This window comes from Hydrogenophaga sp. GW456-12-10-14-TSB4, assembly GCF_059424305.1.
Window position 1 is genome coordinate 101,041 of the sequence record NZ_JBWKZH010000001.1, and the last position, 17,318, is coordinate 118,358.

16 protein-coding genes are annotated in these 17,318 nt (G+C 62.5%); 12 read left to right on the plus strand and 4 right to left on the minus strand.

Features of this window, described 5'->3' with window-relative positions:
* Positions 1-4: 4 nt before the first annotated feature.
* Genes AC07ZS_RS00525 through AC07ZS_RS00580 form a run of 12 tightly spaced genes read left to right on the plus strand, consistent with a single transcriptional unit; the run spans position 5 to position 12,849 of the window.
* Complete coding sequence (locus AC07ZS_RS00525) at positions 5-787, plus strand: ABC transporter ATP-binding protein (RefSeq protein WP_056278265.1); 783 nt, start codon at positions 5-7, stop codon at positions 785-787.
* Positions 784-2,652 carry an AMP-dependent synthetase/ligase gene (locus AC07ZS_RS00530; protein ID WP_056278268.1) on the plus strand — a complete coding sequence of 623 codons (1,869 nt, stop codon included), beginning with the start codon at positions 784-786 and terminating at the stop codon, positions 2,650-2,652. Before AC07ZS_RS00525 ends, AC07ZS_RS00530 begins: the two co-directional genes overlap by 4 nt.
* Positions 2,652-3,524, plus strand: coding sequence for a branched-chain amino acid ABC transporter permease (locus AC07ZS_RS00535; protein WP_056278272.1), 873 nt, complete (start codon positions 2,652-2,654; stop codon positions 3,522-3,524). The genes AC07ZS_RS00530 and AC07ZS_RS00535 overlap by 1 nt, the downstream gene beginning before the upstream one ends.
* Complete coding sequence (locus AC07ZS_RS00540) at positions 3,524-4,570, plus strand: branched-chain amino acid ABC transporter permease (protein ID WP_056278277.1); 1,047 nt, start codon at positions 3,524-3,526, stop codon at positions 4,568-4,570. The genes AC07ZS_RS00535 and AC07ZS_RS00540 overlap by 1 nt, the downstream gene beginning before the upstream one ends.
* A 41-nt stretch (positions 4,571-4,611) precedes the next feature.
* Positions 4,612-5,814: an ABC transporter substrate-binding protein gene (locus AC07ZS_RS00545; RefSeq protein WP_069047296.1), complete on the plus strand. Its 1,203-nt coding sequence runs from the start codon at positions 4,612-4,614 to the stop codon at positions 5,812-5,814.
* A gap of 55 nt (positions 5,815-5,869) precedes the next feature.
* Complete coding sequence (locus AC07ZS_RS00550; protein ID WP_056278283.1) at positions 5,870-7,078, plus strand: ABC transporter substrate-binding protein; 1,209 nt, start codon at positions 5,870-5,872, stop codon at positions 7,076-7,078.
* A 43-nt stretch (positions 7,079-7,121) separates the two neighbouring features.
* Positions 7,122-8,591 carry an acetyl-CoA carboxylase biotin carboxylase subunit gene (locus tag AC07ZS_RS00555; RefSeq protein WP_086124712.1) on the plus strand — a complete coding sequence of 490 codons (1,470 nt, stop codon included), beginning with the start codon at positions 7,122-7,124 and terminating at the stop codon, positions 8,589-8,591.
* Positions 8,592-8,593: 2 nt separating this feature from the next.
* Positions 8,594-9,094, plus strand: a complete 501-nt coding sequence (locus tag AC07ZS_RS00560) for a biotin/lipoyl-containing protein (protein ID WP_492437698.1) — start codon at positions 8,594-8,596, stop codon at positions 9,092-9,094.
* 10 nt (positions 9,095-9,104) lie between these two features.
* Entirely contained in the window at positions 9,105-10,703 is a 1,599-nt protein-coding gene (locus tag AC07ZS_RS00565; protein WP_297393909.1) for an acyl-CoA carboxylase subunit beta, read from the plus strand.
* A 9-nt stretch (positions 10,704-10,712) separates the two neighbouring features.
* Complete coding sequence (locus AC07ZS_RS00570) at positions 10,713-11,576, plus strand: SDR family oxidoreductase (protein WP_008905438.1); 864 nt, start codon at positions 10,713-10,715, stop codon at positions 11,574-11,576.
* Entirely contained in the window at positions 11,573-12,451 is an 879-nt protein-coding gene (locus AC07ZS_RS00575) for an SDR family oxidoreductase (RefSeq protein WP_056278294.1), read from the plus strand. The genes AC07ZS_RS00570 and AC07ZS_RS00575 overlap by 4 nt, the downstream gene beginning before the upstream one ends.
* The gene (locus AC07ZS_RS00580) at positions 12,448-12,849 is read left to right on the plus strand and encodes a PaaI family thioesterase (RefSeq protein WP_494796808.1); all 402 of its coding nucleotides are present in this window, start codon (positions 12,448-12,450) and stop codon (positions 12,847-12,849) included. Before AC07ZS_RS00575 ends, AC07ZS_RS00580 begins: the two co-directional genes overlap by 4 nt.
* 112 nt (positions 12,850-12,961) lie before the next feature.
* On the opposite strand, the gene AC07ZS_RS00585 is transcribed toward AC07ZS_RS00580, so the two are convergent.
* The 4 genes from AC07ZS_RS00585 to AC07ZS_RS00600 form a co-directional block, all read right to left on the minus strand.
* Positions 12,962-14,062: a CaiB/BaiF CoA transferase family protein gene (locus tag AC07ZS_RS00585; protein ID WP_056278300.1), complete on the minus strand. Its 1,101-nt coding sequence runs from the start codon at positions 14,060-14,062 to the stop codon at positions 12,962-12,964.
* A 47-nt stretch (positions 14,063-14,109) separates the two neighbouring features.
* Positions 14,110-14,970, minus strand: coding sequence for an ABC transporter ATP-binding protein (locus AC07ZS_RS00590; protein ID WP_086124714.1), 861 nt, complete (start codon positions 14,968-14,970; stop codon positions 14,110-14,112).
* Entirely contained in the window at positions 14,964-16,193 is a 1,230-nt protein-coding gene (locus AC07ZS_RS00595; protein ID WP_056278303.1) for an ABC transporter substrate-binding protein, read from the minus strand. Before AC07ZS_RS00595 ends, AC07ZS_RS00590 begins: the two co-directional genes overlap by 7 nt.
* Positions 16,194-16,262: 69 nt before the next feature.
* On the minus strand, positions 16,263-17,315 hold the full coding sequence (locus AC07ZS_RS00600) for a branched-chain amino acid ABC transporter permease (protein ID WP_056278306.1): 1,053 nt from the start codon (positions 17,313-17,315) through the stop codon (positions 16,263-16,265).
* Positions 17,316-17,318: the final 3 nt, after the last annotated feature.

Sequence of the window (17,318 nt, forward strand, 5' to 3'; positions counted from 1 at the left end):
AAACATGAACGACACATTGTTAAGGGTCGAAACCCTGTCCAAGCGCTTCGGCGGCGTCGAAGCCGTTGCCGGTGTCAGTTTTCACGTTCGGCGCGGTGAAATCTATTCCCTGATCGGCCCCAACGGGGCCGGCAAGACGACCACCTTCAACATGATCAGCGGCGTCGTCAAGCCCAGCAGCGGCACCGTGCATTTCGATGGCAGCGACATCACCGGCATGCCGGCACACCGCCTGGCCGCCATCGGCATCGGTCGGACCTTCCAGAATCTGGCGGTGTTCAAACATGCCAGCGTGGTGGACAACCTGCTGGTCGGCCGCCACTGCCACATGGCCACCAACGTGCTGGATGCCTCGTGGTTCTTCGGACGGGCGCGGCGCGAGGAGCTCGAACACCGTCGCAAGGTGGAAGAGATCATCGATTTTCTCGAAATCGAGGAAATTCGCGACATGCCGGTGGGCACCCTGTCCTATGGCCTGCAAAAGCGGGTCGAGTTGGGACGCGCACTGGCCACCGAGCCCAAGTTGCTGCTGCTGGACGAAATGGTGTCGGGCATGAACAGCGAGGAGACCGAAGACATTGCCCGCTTCGTGCTGGACATCCGCGACGAACTCGGCATTTCGGTCCTCATGGTCGAGCATGACATGGGCATCGTGATGGACATCTCCGACCGCGTCTGCGTGCTCAACTTCGGCCGCAAGATCGGCGAGGGCACGCCGGCCGAGATATCGGCCAACCCGGCCGTGATCGACGCCTACCTGGGCAGCAAAACCAAGGAGGCCGCGTGATCGACAACCTGGACGCGTTACTGCGCGACGGCAACACCACATTCCCCAAGCTGCTCCAGCACTGGGCACAGCGCTTTCCGGATGCGCTCGCGTTTCGCGAGAAAGATTACGGCATCTGGAACCGGATGACCTGGCAGCACTATTTCGAAACGGCGCGCCGCTTCGCCCTCGGTCTCAAGTCTCTGGGCTTCGACAAGGGCGACCGGCTGGCGATTGCCAGCGAGGACAGTCCGCAGTGGATGTTCACCGACCTGGCCACGCAAGCCATCGGCGGTGTCGTGGTGGGCATCTACCCCACCAACCCGTGGCCGGAACTGCAGTACATCGTGCACCACTCGAACAGCAAGTTCGTGGTCTGCGGCGATCAGGAACAGGTCGACAAGGTGCTCGACGCCATGGCCAAGCACGACACCGGCCTGCCCGACCTGGTGAAGATCATCTGCGTCGACATGAAGGGGATGCGCGGCTACAAACACGACAAGCTGATGTCGTTCGAGGACGTGCTTGAGCTAGGAGACCAAAACGCCGCGGCATCGCCCCAGCACGCGAGCGCCTTTGATCGTGCCATCGAGGACACCCAGCCCGATGACACCTGCATGCTGGTCTACACCTCGGGCACCACCGGGCCGCCCAAGGGCGCGATGCTGTCGCACCGCAACCTGATCGTCACCGTTGACAAGCTCAAAACCCATTTCAAGCTCGACCGGCACAACTACGAAGTGGTCTGCTACCTGCCGTTGTGCCACGTGGCCGAGCGTGCCTTCTCGACGGTCATGCACCTGCTCACCGGTGGCGTGGTCAATTACGCCGAATCGATCGACACGGTAGCCGTCAATCTGCGCGAGATCGCACCCACGGTGTTTTTGGGCGTGCCGCGCATCTGGGAGAAGCTGCAGCAAGGCATTTTGATCCGCATGCAGGACGCCTCGCGCTTTCAGCGCTGGGCTTTCCAGCGCTGCTTCGATGCCGGGCGCCGTCTGTTCGAAAAGGTCGAGGCGCAAGGGGGCCAGCGCAGTCTGTCGGATCGCCTGCACTTCTTCGTTCTGTGGTTGCTGATGTTTCGCAATCTGCAGAAATTCGTCGGCCTGGACCGCATGCAGTGCGGCTTCTGTGGCGGCGCCAGCGTCTCGCCCGAGGTACTGAAGTTCTTCCGCATCCTCGGCATTCCGGTGTACCAGGTCTACGGCATGACCGAGTCCGGCGGGGTGATCTTCTTCCAGCATGAAAAAGCGATCAAACTGGGCGCCACCGGCCTGCCCATCGACGGCCTGAACTGGAAGATCGCGGAGGACGGCGAGCTCGTCGTCAAGCACCCCGCCGTGTTCAAGGGCTACATCCACGACGAAGGCGCCACCGCCAAGACCGTGGTGGACGGCTGGCTGCACACGGGCGACATCGTGGCGCTGGCTGACAACGGCGAGCTGATGATCGTTGACCGCAAGAAGGCCATCATCATCACCAGCGGCGGCAAGAACATCGCGCCCTCGGAGATCGAAAACGCGCTCAAGGACAGCCTGTATGTGCGCGAGGCGATCATCCTGGGCGACGGACGCCACTATTTGGCGGCGCTGATCCAGGTCGACTACGAAACGGTCGGCAAGTGGGCACAAGAACGCAAACTGGCCTACACCACCTACAAGAGCCTGGCCGCGCTGCCCGAGGTGCGCGAACTGATCGACGAGGACGTCAAGCGTGTGAACAAGCTGTTTGCCCGGGTCGAGAACATCCGCAAGTTCCTGATCCTGGAAAAAGAACTCGACCACGACGACGGCGAACTCACCGCCACCCAGAAGGTGCGCCGCAACGTCATCGAAAAAACCTTCGCGAAAGAGATCGCGATCATCTACGGCGCAGGAGCGGGCTGATGGACTATTTTCTGCAACTGGTCATTTCCGGCATCGCCGTGGGCCTGCTCTACGGCTTCATCGGCATGGGCTTTGCGATGATTTACCGCGCCACCGGCGTGGTGAACTTCGCCCAGGGCGAGCTGATGATGCTGGTGTCCTACATCGCCTTCACCCTGGCCGGCACCTTCCAATTTGGCTTCTGGCTCATGCTGGCAGCAACTGTCGCGGCCTCGGTGCTGATTGGCCTTCTGATCGAGGTCTTGCTGATCCGTCCGATGCTTGGTCAGCCGGTGTTTTCCACGGTGATGGTGACCATTGGCCTGGCCGTGATCCTGCGCTCGGTGGTGGTGCTGATCTGGGGCGCAGACCCCATGCCGCTCAATGCCGGCCTGCCAACGGAGGTCATCAAGATCGGCCCGGCCGGCCTGTACCCGGCGCAGCTGTATTCCGTTGGGCTGATGGCGGCCGTACTGCTCGGCCTGTGGACCTTCTTTCGCTATTCGCGGGTCGGTATCGCCATGCGTGCCACCGCCAACGTGCAAACTGCAGCCCTGCTGATGGGCATCAATGTCAAGCGCATTTTCGCCTTGTCCTGGGCCCTGTCGGCGGGGCTCGCCGCCATTGCGGGCGTGTTGATCGGCGTGATCTACGACGTGAATCCCGGCATGTGGACGACAGGTCTGCGCAGCTTTCCCGCGGTCATCTTGGGCGGGCTGGACTCGGTGTTCGGCGCCGCACTCGGCGGCATCCTGATCGGGGTGGTCGAGAATCTGTCGGAAGGCTATATCGGCCGCGGCATGAAGGAGATCGCCGGTTTTGTTTTGATCCTCGTCGTCCTTATGGTCAGACCCTATGGCCTGTTCGGCAAACCTGAAATCGAGCGTGTCTGATGCGTAGCGGAAACTTCAAACAAAACTATCGTCAGCTGCTGGCACTGACCGACTCGGTTCCTGTCATCGTCTGGTCGTGTCTGCTGGTGGCGCTGCTGGCGGCCGCGCCACTGCTGCTGGCCAAGTACTATGTCTCCGTCATTCTGCTGCTGCTGATCACAGCGGTGGGGGTGTTGGGCCTTAACCTGCTGACCGGGACCACCGGGCTGATCTCGCTCGGGCACTCGGGGTTTCTGGCGGTCGGCGCCTACACGGCCGGCATCGTGGCCAGCAAACTTGGCTGGCCAATGCTGGCGTCCATCTTTGCCGGTGGCGTGAGCGCGGCCATCGCCGGGATCATCGTGGGCATACCCTCGCTGCGTCTCAAAGGGCTGTACCTGGCCATCACGACGATGGCATTTGCCGTGATCATCAACCACCTGATCCTCAACGGTGGCGACCTGACCGGAGGCTCGGAAGGCTTGACGGTGCCGCAACCCTCGCTGTTCGGTCAGGCGCTGGGGGCAGAACGTGGCTACTACTACGTGGTGCTGTGCTTTGTGGTGGTGTTCACCTTCATCACCCTGAACATCCTGCGCAGCCGCATTGGCCGGGCGTTCCAGGCGATTCGGGAGCACGACATCGCAGCCAAGGCCATGGGCGTCAACCTGGTGCGCTACAAGTTGCTGGCGTTCATGGTCAGCGCCTTCTACACCGGCATCGCCGGGGGCTTGCTGGCCTACTACACACGCTACCTGAATGTCGACAGCTTCAGCCTGCTGATATCGATCGAGGCGCTCTCCATGCTCATCGTCGGCGGCCTGGGTTCTGTAGCCGGCGCCTTGCTCGGAACGGCTTTCATCGTCCTGCTCAACGAAAGCCTGGGCTTCGTGTTCGGCATGATCGGCGCCAGCTTCGGCGGGTCGGGCTCCACTGCCGCCTATGAGATCAAAGGCGTCATTTATGGACTCGCGATTGTGTTGTTCCTGCGTTTTGAGCCCGATGGCCTGATGGGGCGATGGCGCGACATCAAGCATTACTGGACCCATTGGCCCTTCCGATTCTGACCCCGCAGCACACGCGCTGCTTATTCCATAGGAGACCTGCGATGCGAACACTACAGAAGCTGACCCAGCGCTTTTGCCTCGGCGCCCTCGCCGCACTGACCTTCGGCAGCGCACTGGCGGCAGATCCCGGGGTCACGAACGAGAAACTCGTGCTTGGCGCGGTCATCCCGCTGAGCGGCCCGCCCAGCATCATTGGCAAGGCCATTGCCACGACCCTGAAAGTTTGGGAGCAGGACGTCAATTCGCGCGGCGGCATCGGCGGACGCAAAGTCGACATTCGCATTGAGGACGACGGCTATGTGCCGCAGCGCGCTGTCCAGGGTCTGAAAAAACTGATTGATGTCGAACAGATCTTTGCATTGATCGGCACCTCCGGCTCGTCGCAGTTGCTGGCCATGCTGCCCATCATCGACGAGCAGAAAATTCCCGCCATCAACCATATCGCCGTCAACAGCGCCCACTTCAACCCACCGCACAAGACGCTGTTCAATATCGGGGCAACTTACTGCCAGGAGGTCTCTGCCAGCATGAAGCATCTGGTCACATCCCAGAAGCTGCAGGGATCGAAGTTCGGCCTGATCTTCCAGGAAGACGATTACGGCACCGACGTCAAATGCGGCTACGAACAGGCCCTGAAAGAGCTCGGCTTGAAAAGCAGCATCGAAGTTGCCTACAAACGCGGGGCGAAGGATTTTTCCGCCGAGGTGTTGAGCGTGCAGCGCGCCGGCGCCACCTTCGTGCTGACCGGCGGCATCATCACCGAAACCGCCGCCATGCTCAAAGAGATCGCGAAGAACCAGATGCAAGCCGTGCGCCTGGCCGCTCACCCTTCGCATCTGCCTGCGGTACTGGCCCTGGCCGGCCCGGCAGCAGACGGCGTGTACGTCGCCGAGTATGTGCCTCCAGTGACCGACATACAAACACAGGGCATTGGCAAACTCACCGCACTGACCTACAAATATTTTTCAGCCAATGAGGTCAAGGACATGAACCGGTATTCATTGACCGCCTATGTAGGTGTCCAGTTGCTCGAATCAGCGCTCAACGCATGTGCCAAAAACCTCACACGTGCCTGCGTGGTCGAAAAGCTCGAGCAGACCAAAAATTTCACCAGCGACGGCATCATGGCCCCATTGACCTTCGGGCCCAATATTCGACAGTCGGGGACCCGCCCCATTTTGCTCAAGGCGAATGCCAGCGCCGGGAAATTCGAGCGAGCCTCTGAATTTCTGAGTTCCAAGTAATCAAGACGACGTGCCACCAGCCCCTCCCCCATTACTCAACCAGGAGTGCCTTTTCATGACACGCAAATACTTTCGATATGCCGCCACCAGTCTGCTCAGCATGGTTATCAGCCTGACGGCCACGACCGCCGCTGCTGCCGACCCCGGTGTGACCGACGCCAAAATCGTCCTCGGCTCGGTGACGCCCGTCAGCGGCCCCCCTAGCCTGCTGGGCAAGGCCCACATGCTTGCCTTGCGGGTATGGGAGCAGGATGTCAACGCCCGTGGTGGCATCAACGGCCGCAAGGTGGAAATTCGCCAGGAAGATGACGGCTATGTGCCTCAGCGTGCTGTGCAAGGCGTCAAGCGACTGGTCGACGTGGAAGGCATCTTCGGCCTCATCGGCACCTCGGGCTCAGCGATGCTGCAAGCCATGCTGCCCTACATCAACGAGCAAGGCTTGCCAACTATCAACGCGATGGCCGTGGCAGCAGCGCACTTCACCCCACCGAACAAAACGGTATTTGTGATCGGGCCAACCTATTGTCAGGAGTTGAGCTCCGCCATGAAAAACATGGTCGCTAGCAAGAAGTTGCAAAAGGAGAAGTTTGCGCTGGTCTATCAGGATGACGAGTTTGGCAGCGACGTGCGTTGCGGCTACCAGAAGGCGATCAAGGATCTGGGGCTTAACAGCGTGTCCGAGATCTCCTTCAAGCGTGGCACCAAGGACTTCTCGGCTGAGATGCTGAGTCTGAAGCAGGTGGGAGCGACCTTTCTCGCGTCGGGCGGCGTGGTAGCCGAGCATTCGATGCTGATGAAGGAATCCGCTAAAAACCAGATGTCGCTGACCTTCCTTGCCGTGCATTCGGCCCACCTGACCCCTGTTCAGGCGCTCGCCGGTGCCGCGGGCGACGGCTACTTCGTCGCAGACTATGTCCCGCCTCTGACCGACCTGTCGGTGCCAGGCATGGCCAAGTTCATGGGGTTGGCACAGAAATATCTGTCAGCCGACGAGTTGAAGTCGCTCAACCGCTATTCGATCACAGCCTACGTCGGTGCGCTGCTAATGGAAGACGCGATCCGCCGCTGTGGCAAGGCGCTGACCCGCGCCTGTGTCGTCGAGAAGCTGGAGACAACCAAGAACTTCAGCACCGATGGGCTGGCTTCTCCCATCAGTTTCGGCCCCAATGACCGGCACTCGCCGAGCAGCGTGCTCGTGTTGCGCTCGGACGCCAAAAACTCCCGCTTCGAGCGCGTGTCCGAACCCATCCCCGTGCTCGATTGACACCAGACGCCGTTCGTCACCCGCCGTACAACTGGTTCCGCCCGTGTTTCAAAAAGTTCTGATCGCCAACCGTGGCGAGATCGCGCTGCGGATCCTGCACACACTCAAGGGCATGGGGCTCGCCACCGTGGTGGCCCACCACGCGGTGGACGCCGATAGCCCGGCCGTGCTGGAGGCTGACGAGTCGGTCGAATTGCACGGCTTGACGCCCGTGGCGGCCTACCTCGATATCGCGCAGTTGGTTGAAGCGTGTCGGCGCATTGGGGCACAGGCGCTGCATCCCGGTTACGGCTTCCTGTCTGAAAACGCGGCGTTTGCGCGTGCGCTGGAAGCTGCTGGCATCGTCTTCATTGGCCCGCGTCCGGACAGCATCGAACTGATGGGCGACAAGGTGCGCGCGCGCAGCTTCGTCGCCCAACGCGGCTTTCCGGTGGCACCGAGCGCCATCGAGGACGATGACCCGGCCAGCTTCGTCGAGCGCGCCAGGGCGCTCGGCGCGCCGCTGCTGATCAAGCCTTCAGCCGGCGGTGGCGGCAAGGGCATGCGCATCGTGCGTGACCTCGCCGTGTTGGATCGCGAGATCGAGACCGCACGGCGCGAAGGTGAGCGCTATTTTGGCGACGGTCGGCTGTTTGTCGAGCGCTATGTGGAGCGCCCGCGGCACATCGAGGTGCAGGTGATGGGCGACGCGCATGGCCAGTTGGTGCATTTCTGGGAGCGTGAATGTTCAGTGCAGCGACGCTTCCAGAAAATCATTGAAGAAACCCCCTCCCCGGCCCTTTCACCGGTGCAGCGCCACGATATTTGCGAAGCCGCAGCCGGCATTGCCCGCGCCGCCAACTATCGCGGCGCCGGCACCGTGGAGTTCATCTACGGCGCCGGTGGCGAGTTTTACTTTCTTGAGATGAACACGCGTCTGCAGGTCGAACACCCGGTCACCGAAATGGTGACGGGCTTTGACCTCGTTCGCGAACAGGTACGCGTCGCCCAGGGTGAGCCGCTCGGCTACACCCAGGCGGACATCGTGCAGCTTGGTCACGCCATCGAATGCAGGCTTTACGCCGAAGACGCCGAGCATGATTTTCGCCCCTCCACCGGTGACATCCTGTGCTGGCGACCACCCTCTGGTTCCGGCGTGCGGGTTGATGCCGGCGTGCGCGAAGGACAGGCGGTAACTGCCGCATTTGACCCCATGATCGCCAAAATTATTTGCCATGGAAACACGCGTGCACAGGCTATCGAACGCTCCATCCTGGCGCTTGAGCAATCGGTGCTGTTGGGTCTGACCACCAACGCACGCTACCTCACGCGGGTACTGCGCCATGCCGAGTTCCGTGCTGGGCAGGCCGACACCGGCATGCTGGCACGCTGCGCCGACGAGCTGCGCGAGTCTCTCACCCCCGATGACATCGACCTGGTACTGGCATCGGCGGTGCTCGCCGACCGCGAACTGTTGCGCGCCGTTCACTCCATTCCCGCGATGCACGCCGCCATGGGACCCTGGAGGAATTGACGATGCGCCGCCGCTATGTCATCAATGGCAAGGTCCATGACCTCGTGGTAACACGTGGAGCGAATGGCGTGTTCCACGTCAGCCATGGCGAACGCAAATTCGAGATGCAGGGGAAGACGCTGCCTGATGGCCGTTGGCGGGTCACCGTGGATCAGCGCCCGCAAGCCGTCTGGATCGCCGCGCAAGGCGACAGTCGATTCGTGCACAGTGCGGCCACCGGTGCCCTTGAAGTCGAGGTGATCGATCTCAGCGCAGCCTCCGGCGGCGACCGGGCCGGTGCCGCTTCCGACTTGCTGCAGGCGCCAATGCCCGGCACGGTGATCGCGGTTCATGTGGCAGCCGGCGAAGCCGTGCACACGGGCCAACCGCTCATCGTGATCGAAAGCATGAAGCTGGAAACCACGCTGACGGCACCGCGCGACGCCCGGGTCAAGACTGTGTACTTTGCCGTTGGCAACACCTTCGCTCTCAAGTCCACCCTCGTGACGCTGCAAGACCCCTGAGAACCGATTGATGAAACGCATCGACTCCCGCATCGACACCGCATCCGAAGCGTTCCGGCGAAACCATCAAGCCATGAGCGCCATCGTCGCGAATTTTCGCGAGCGCATGGAAATCACGCGCCACCAACGTCCGCCGCATGAGATCAAGCGCGTGCGCGCGCAGGGCAAATTACTGGTACGTGAACGGCTGGACCTGCTACTAGATCCCGGTACGCCCTTTCTTGAGTTCTCGGCGCTGGCTGCCTGCGAGGACTACAACGGCGAGGTCCCGGGTGCCAACGTGGTCACTGGCCTGGGCGTGGTCAGTGGCCGCGAGGTGCTGATCCACGCCGACGATTCCAGCGTCAAGGGCGGTGTCTGGTACACGCTCACGCCACGCAAGCTGGCACGACTGCTGGACATCGCGCTGGAGAACCAGTTGCCGGTCCTGCATTTGTGCGACAGCGGCGGCGCCTTCCTTGAAGAACTGTCAGGCGTGTACATCGAGGGTGGCCGGGTGTTCCGCAACCAATGCCTGCTGTCCAAGGCCGGCGTGCCGCAGGTCGCGATGGTGTTCGGCAACTGCACCGCCGGCGGTGCCTACATCCCGGCGCTGTGCGATTACAGCATCATCGTGCGTGGCACCGGCGGCGTGTTCCTCGGCGGGCCACCGCTCGTGAAGGCCGCCACCGGTGAGGAGCACACCGCCGACGAGATCGGAGGCTGTGATTTACACACCCAGGTATCCGGCACGGTCGACTACCCGGCTGACAATGAGGCCCACGCCATCGCGATTTGCCGCGAGATCGTTGCGCAGTTCAAGCCCGCGACGAAAAGCTACCTGCCAGAACGCGATGCCGAGCCACCCTACTACGACCCCGACGAAATGCTGGGCATCGTCTCGCCCGACCACCGGGTGCAGTTTGACCAGCGCGAACTCATTGCCCGCATCGTCGACGGCAGCCGCTTCCACGAATACCAACCCGCTTATGGCACCACGCTGATCTGCGGCTACGCCTACATCTGGGGGTACCGCGTGGGCATCCTCGCCAACAACGGCGTGTTGTTCAGCGACAGTTCCAAGAAAGCGGCGCACTTCATCTCGCTGTGCAATCAGAACCGTACACCGCTCGTGTTTCTTCAAAACACCACCGGCTACATGATCGGCCGCAACTACGAAATGGAAGGCATCACCAAGGACGGCGCCAAGATGTTGATGGCGCAGGCTGGCAGCGAGGTGCCCAAGTTCACCGTCATCACCAGCGCAGCTTTCGGTGCGGGCTATTACGGCATGTGCGGACGGGCGTGGGATCCACGGATGATCTGGGCCTGGCCGAACGTGCACATGGGGGTGATGGGCCCCGATCAGGCCGCCAACACCCTCGCCGACGTGAAAATCGCCCAGTTGCGCCGCAAGGGCCACACGCCCGATGAGGCCGAGATGGCGCAATTGCGCCAGCGCGTGTACGAAAAGGCCGAACGCGAATCCAACGCCTACTTTGCCACCTCGCGCTTGTGGGACGACGGTCTGCTGGCGCCCACTGACACCCGCAACGCACTGGGCATGGCACTCTCAGCCGCCGCACACGCCCCGATCGCCGACCCGCACTACGGAATTTTCCGATTCTGAAGGGACAACATGACAGAAGACACCACCTTCGGCTTCGACGATGAAGCCCTCGCAACCCGCCCCACCGTCTACCAGAGCGGACTCTTCGAAGGCCAGGTGGTGATGGTCAGCGGCGCCGGCAGCGGCATCGGCAAAGCCATCGCCTTCCTGTACGCGCGCCTGGGCGCCAAGCTGGTCATCTGCGGGCGCGACCCAGCCAAGCTAGAGAGCTGCGCCGAATGGCTGCGCCGGCTCGGCAGCCCTGATGTGCTGGTGCACCCTATGACGATCCGTGATCCCGAGCAGGTGGAACAGTTGATCGACGTGGCCTGGCTGCACTTCGGACGCATCGACGTGCTCGTCAACAACGCCGGCGGGCAATTCCCGCAGCGGGCGCTGGACTACAGCGTCAAGGGCTGGAAGGCGGTGATCGACACCAACCTGAACGGAACCTGGTACATGATGCATGCGATGGCGCGCCGCTGGCAGGGCACCGGCACGCGGGGCAACATCGTCAACATCGTCGCCACCTTCCAGCGGGGCATGCCGGGCGTGGCGCACACCTGCGCTGCGCGCGCCGCGGTGACTCACCTGTCTAAAACTGTTGCAGTGGAGTGGGCGCAGCATGGCATCCGCGTCAATTGCATAGCGCCTGGAGCGATCGCCAGCACCGGCTTTCGTCAGTACTCCCCCGAGGCGGTGAAGGCCTTCGCCGGAGCCAACCCGATGAAACATGTCGGTGACGTGCAGGACGTGGCCGAGGCCGCGGTCTACCTCAGCGCGCCCAGCGGCAAGTTCGTCACCGGCGAACTGCTCACGGTGGATGGCGGCGGCGTGCTCTGGGGCGAAGTCTGGACCATCGCCAAACCCGATTACTTCAAGGTGAACACATGAATTCGGCTGACTCGCAACACCCCAAGTTCGGCCCGGGCGACGAGGCCCTGGCCGCACTCCCGACGGTCTATCGCGACGACCTTTTCGCCGGCAAAGTGGTGCTGGTGTCGGGCGCCGGCAGTGGCATCGGCAAGGCGATTGCCTTCCTGTTCGCGCGGCTGGGTGCCACGCTCGCCATCTGCGGGCGCAAGGCCGACAAACTCGAGGACTGCGCCGAAAAACTGCGCGCGCTGTCGGGCCGTGAGGTAATCACCTACCCGATGACCATCCGCGACCCCGAGCAGGTGGACGCCATGCTCAGTGCCGTGTGGGAACGTTTGGGCGGCGTCGACGTGCTGGTCAACAACGCTGGCGGCCAGTTTGCCGCCCATGCGATGGACTTCAACGTCAAGGGCTGGAACGCGGTGATCGACACCAACCTCAATGGCAGCTGGTACATGATGCAGGGCGCGGCCAGGCGCTGGGTGGAGCAAGGCCGGCCCGGCAACATCGTCAACATCACCGCCGCCATCGACCGCGGCCTCACGGGCATGGCGCACACCACCGCCTCGCGCGCGGGCGTCATTGCGCTGTCCCGCACGCTGGCCATCGAGTGGGCAGAGCACGGCATCCGCCTGAACTGCATTGGCGCCGGCGCCATCGAGAGCAACGGTTTCAACAACTACCGCGAGGAAAACGTTTCCACTTTCTACTCGTGCAATCCGATGAAACGGGCCGGCGACGTGCAGGACATCGCGGAGGCGGTGGTCTACCTCGCCGCACCCTCGGGCAAGTTCATCACCGGCGAGGTGCTCAACGTCGAAGGCGGGATGCTGCTGTGGGGCGAGTTCTGGCCAGCCGGAAAGCCCGACTACTTCAAGGTCGATCAAGAGTGACCTCGCAGCCTCCTCTTCCGTCGGCAACGTACTCCCACGGGCCTTTTCAGCAGCTCGTCGGGTACGACATCCTGCACAACGAGCGCGGCCTGTATTTCCGGCTGCCGATCCGGCGCGACCACCTCAACCCCCACGGCGTGCTCCACGGCGGCGTGCCCCTGACCTTGCTCGATGCGGTCGGGGGCAGAACCCTGATCGACCGGCCGATCCCGGGCAGCGGCCAGCTCATCCAGTCGTCGGTAACGGTCACGCTCACTGTGGATTTCATGCGTGCGGTCGGCACAGGAATCCTGTTTGCATCGGCACCTACCGCATCTACACCAAGTCACTGGTCAAAGCGGTCTGATCGGTGCTCGGCGGAGACCGCCCGGCAAAGCACTGCGGCTCAATGCAAATGATCATCGGGCGGCGGAAGGATTTTCAGCTCGCGGTTGATGCGTTCGATTTGGTCGGGCTGAAACTGCGTCGAATGCCTGTGGTCCATTTTCCCCAGCCCCCACCATTCTTCGACTACAAGAGTTCGTCGTCGTGTTCGCCAATGAACGGCGCGGGGCTTGGGCGATCAGTCACCGTCCGGCTGAACCTCGGTGCCGGTGAAGGTTGGAGCACGCCGTCTCGCTCAAAGAAAGTGCCGCGCGCACTGTTGTGTGGATGATGTGCAGCCTCTTCCAGAGTCAGCACCGGTGCAAAGCACACGTCGGTCCCTTCCAGCAACGCACACCAGTGCGCTCTCGGCTGGATGCGGAAGATGTCGGCGATCTGGCGTTTGAGCGTCGGCCAGACGGCCGGATCGCGTTGCCGTTGAAACTCGGGATCGTTGATGCCTAGCTTCTCCAGCAGCAACACATAGAATTGGGGTTCCAGTGATGCGATCGAGATCCATTTCCCGTCAGCGCACTCATAGGTGTCGTAGAAATGCGATCCGCCATCCAACAGATTGGCCTGCCGTTCATTCTTCCACATTCCCAGCGCTTTGAGGTCGCAGACGATGGAGGTCAGCAGCGCCGCGCCGTCGGTGATCGCAGCATCGACCACCTGACCACGGCCAGAGGTGCGCGCTTCAAGCAAAGCGCAAACGATGCCAAAGGCAAGCATCATGCCGCCGCCGCCCAGGTCGCCGACCATCGCCGGCGGCGCTACTGGCCCGCCGTCCGAGCGGCCAATCATGCTGAGCGCGCCCGACAGCGCGATGTAGTTGATGTCATGACCGGCGGCCTGCGCGAGCGGGCCGTCCTGGCCCCAGCCGGTCATGCGCCCGTAGACGAGTCGTGGGTGGCGTGCCAGCAGCACGTCTGGGCCCAAACCCAGCCGCTCCATCACGCCCGGGCGAAAACCTTCAATGATCGCGTCGGCCCCGTCGACAAGTGCCAGCACCCGCTGCACGTCTGCGGGCGACTTCAGGTCGACCGCCACCGAACGGCGACCGCGGTGCAACACGCTGCGCCGCCCACTGGCAAGGAAGGTGCCATCTCCGCGGTCTTTTCCCTTGTCGGCCTTGCGATCCAGGCGGATCACGTCGGCGCCCATGTCGGACAGCAACATTGCGCAGAACGGTCCGGGGCCAATGCCGCCGAACTCGATCACTTTCAAACCTTGCAAGGGACCACTCATTTGTTGTTGCTCCTCAAACCGAACTAAAACCACCAGCCAACCGACTGCTACCCCAACCAGCGCTTGCGTCGCTTGTAGTGCTTTACCTCGCGAAAGCTCTTGCGCACCCCCTCGCGGTCCAGGCCGAGATAAAACTCGCGCACATCCTCGTTGTCGCGGAGTTCCTGGGCCTGCCCCTCCAGCACGATGCGACCGCTCTCCATGACATAACCATAGTCGGCGATCTCCAGGGCGACGCGTGTGTTTTGCTCGACGATGAGCAGCGACAGCCCCTGCTCACGCAGGTGGCGCAGCACGCTGAAGACTTCCTCGACCATGCGCGGCGCCAGCCCGAGTGACGGCTCGTCGATCAGCATGAGTTTGGGCTCGGCCATGATTGCGCGCCCGATCACCAGCATCTGCTGCTCGCCGCCCGACAGATAGCCGGCCGTGCGTTTTCGCAGTTCGGCCAGGCGCGGAATCGCTTCGTACACGCTGTCCATCGCCTGGCGCATCGCCTGCGCCGATGGAAACATGTGGCCGCCGATGATGAGGTTTTGCTCGACCGTCATGTGCTGCAGCACGCGCCGCCCTTCCATCACATGAACCAGACCACCGCGCACCACGGTCGCCGGATCGTGCCCCTGAATCGGTCGGCCGTCGAAGGTGATCGACCCGCCCGAGACGCGGCCATCTTCCGAGTCAATGACGCCGGAGATGGCTTTCAGGGTGGTGCTCTTACCTGCGCCGTTGGCGCCCAGCAGCGCCACGCACCCGCCTTCGGGGACCTTCATCGACACGCCCTTGAGCGCCAGGATCACCTCGGCATACAACACCTCAACGTTGGATAGAGTCAGCACCGCCGGATCGGCAGCCGCATGGGGCGTGGTCCGTTGATCCGGTGCTGCAGCAATGGCTGAATTCACCATTTAGGCACCACTGGCACGTTCACATCGGCTGCAGCCCGAACGACCTTGCCGTCCTTCATGGTCGCGATGTTGACCTTGGCGGTGCCGGTGGGAAAGGGGGTGTCGTTGCTGAAGTCCACGCCTGGCAGTATGCCCATCAGGTCGTTGCTGGTGAACTGGCTGTTCATCAAGGTCTCGCGCACCGCTTCGCCAGTGACTTTGCCGGCACCCTTGGCCTTGATGGTGGCCTCAATCGCGCGCACTGCCACGACGCTTTGGCCCAGGCCCATGATGGTCATGGCATTCCAGCCCGATTTCAGGCCATGCTTTTCCTGCAACATGCTGTAGAACTTGCGTGCGGTCGTGTCGTCTTCGCTGGCATCGGCGATGGCGCCCACTTCGAAATCACCGGCAAAGCCATTCGGGTCGCCCAGTGCCTTAGATGATCCCACCACGCCGTTGTGCAGCGAGAGCATGATCGGGACGTTTTTGCCCAGCGCCTGCAGCGCACGTTTGGTGGCCACGGCCTGGGCGGTGTTGGTCTGGATCACGATCACATCGGTGCCAGCATTGACCAGGCGACGCACCGCCAGGGTCAGGTCGGCCGGTTGCACTTCGGTCCAGATCGCCTCGACGAAGGTGGCTTTGTCCGGGTTGGCCTTGGTGTAGCTTTGCAGGCCCTTGGCCATGTCGGCATAAGCGGGGGTGGCTTCGGAGGTGATGATCGCCACCTTGACAGGGCGCTTGCCATCGAGTTTGGTGGTGCGGAACCATTCCAGGAATCCGCCCGCCTCGTGGGCGTAGGTGGGGCGCAGGTTCAGGGCCCATTGGTTGGGTTTCCAGCCGAAGCCGTAGGTGGCGGTGGCCATGACCATGGGAATCTTGTCTTCCGGCAAGCGCTGCTGCAACGCGGCGGCATCCGGGCCACCGAGGCCGAGCAGGATCGCGGGTTTGACTTCGGCCTTGATGCCGGGCCACAGGCTGGCGGTTTGCGCCACGTCGTAGCGGGTGTCGAAGGTTTTGACGACGATCTGCACGTTGAGTTTGCTGCCGACTTCCTTGTTCCACCACTCGATCACTGCGAGTCGCCCGCCCTGCATCTGGGACATGACGTTGGCGTAGGGGCCGGCGAAGTCGGCAAAGGCGGCCACGTTGATCGTCGTCGATTGCGCATGGGCGGGCGCATTCAGCAGCAGACCAGAGGCCAGGGCGGCCGTGAGTTTGAGAAAGGTATTGCGTTGCATGCTTGTCTCCAATTGTGGTGGTGGTGAGGAAAAGGGGCGGGGGATTGCGACTCGCTGTGCCGGGCGGGCTCAGTGGTGAAACGGCCAGAGCCGGTAGTTGGTTTTCAGGATGTTCCAGCGGTGCATCAGGCCTTTCGGTTCAAGCAGCAGGAACAGCGTGATGATGAGGCCGAGAAACACATTCATGCTGGCGAAGATCAGGTCGCTGCTCAGGCTGGGGATGCGCTCGACCAGGTCGGGCCCGAGGCTGGTGATGGTTTCCTGCACACCACGGATGAGCACGGTGCCTATCAGTGCCCCGACGATCGAGCCGAGCCCGCCGACGATCATCATGGCAATGAACCAGATCGAGTTGAACAGCGTGAACTGATCGACCGAGACGAAGCGCACCTGGTAGGCCCACAGGGCACCACCGATGCCAGCGTAAAAAGCGCCGAGCACGAAGGCGCGCGACTTGGCGCCGGCCACGTCAACGCCCATCATGCCGGCGGCCACATCGTCGTCGCGCACGGCGACAAAGGCGCGCCCGTGGCGGCTGCGCAGGATACCGAAAGCGCCGATGACCATCACCATGGTGACGACAAGAAACAGGTAGTACAGCGAGCGGTCGGTGTTGAACAAAAATGTGCCCATCCGCGCCGGCTCCAGGCTGAAGCCATTCACGCCGCCGAGCCAGGCTGAAGGCAGATTCAGCACAATGAAGTGAAAGATGAACTGGGCCGCGATGGTGGTCAGCGCGAGGTAAAAGCCCTTGATGCGCGCCGCCGTCATGCCAAACAACCAGCCGGCCAGCGCCGCTACCAGGCCCGCCACCGGCACCGCCACCCAGAACGGCAGCCCGGCCTTGACCTCGACCACGCTGGCGGCGTAGGCGCCGACGCCCATGAAGGCGGCCTGGCCCAGGTTGATTTGCCCGGCGTAGCCGGTGGTGATCTGCAGCCCGACCACCACGATGGACGTGACCAGCATCAGGTTGGCTACGGCTACCAGACGCGCCGAGGCGAACCAGGGGAGGAACAGGAGAATTGCGATGAACAGTCCCAGGGTGACCCATTGGGCGCGCGTACGGATCAGCGCGCGGTCGCGCGCATAACTGGTGGAAAAAATGCCGGAGGGATCCATGGG

Bases quoted from the DNA above. Each gene is read 5' to 3' on its own strand.
- AC07ZS_RS00525 (WP_056278265.1), top strand. From the start codon at position 5: ATGAACGACACATTGTTAAGGGTCGAAACCCTGTCCAAGCGCTTCGGC.
- AC07ZS_RS00535 (WP_056278272.1), top strand. From the start codon at position 2,652: ATGGACTATTTTCTGCAACTGGTCATTTCCGGCATCGCCGTGGGCCTG.
- AC07ZS_RS00540 (WP_056278277.1), top strand. From the start codon at position 3,524: ATGCGTAGCGGAAACTTCAAACAAAACTATCGTCAGCTGCTGGCACTG.
- AC07ZS_RS00545 (WP_069047296.1), top strand. From the start codon at position 4,612: ATGCGAACACTACAGAAGCTGACCCAGCGCTTTTGCCTCGGCGCCCTC.
- AC07ZS_RS00550 (WP_056278283.1), top strand. From the start codon at position 5,870: ATGACACGCAAATACTTTCGATATGCCGCCACCAGTCTGCTCAGCATG.
- AC07ZS_RS00560 (WP_492437698.1), top strand. From the start codon at position 8,594: ATGCGCCGCCGCTATGTCATCAATGGCAAGGTCCATGACCTCGTGGTA.
- AC07ZS_RS00565 (WP_297393909.1), top strand. From the start codon at position 9,105: ATGAAACGCATCGACTCCCGCATCGACACCGCATCCGAAGCGTTCCGG.
- AC07ZS_RS00570 (WP_008905438.1), top strand. From the start codon at position 10,713: ATGACAGAAGACACCACCTTCGGCTTCGACGATGAAGCCCTCGCAACC.
- AC07ZS_RS00575 (WP_056278294.1), top strand. From the start codon at position 11,573: ATGAATTCGGCTGACTCGCAACACCCCAAGTTCGGCCCGGGCGACGAG.
- AC07ZS_RS00585 (WP_056278300.1), bottom strand. From the start codon at position 14,062: ATGAGTGGTCCCTTGCAAGGTTTGAAAGTGATCGAGTTCGGCGGCATT.
- AC07ZS_RS00590 (WP_086124714.1), bottom strand. From the start codon at position 14,970: ATGGTGAATTCAGCCATTGCTGCAGCACCGGATCAACGGACCACGCCC.
- AC07ZS_RS00595 (WP_056278303.1), bottom strand. From the start codon at position 16,193: ATGCAACGCAATACCTTTCTCAAACTCACGGCCGCCCTGGCCTCTGGT.
- AC07ZS_RS00600 (WP_056278306.1), bottom strand. From the start codon at position 17,315: ATGGATCCCTCCGGCATTTTTTCCACCAGTTATGCGCGCGACCGCGCG.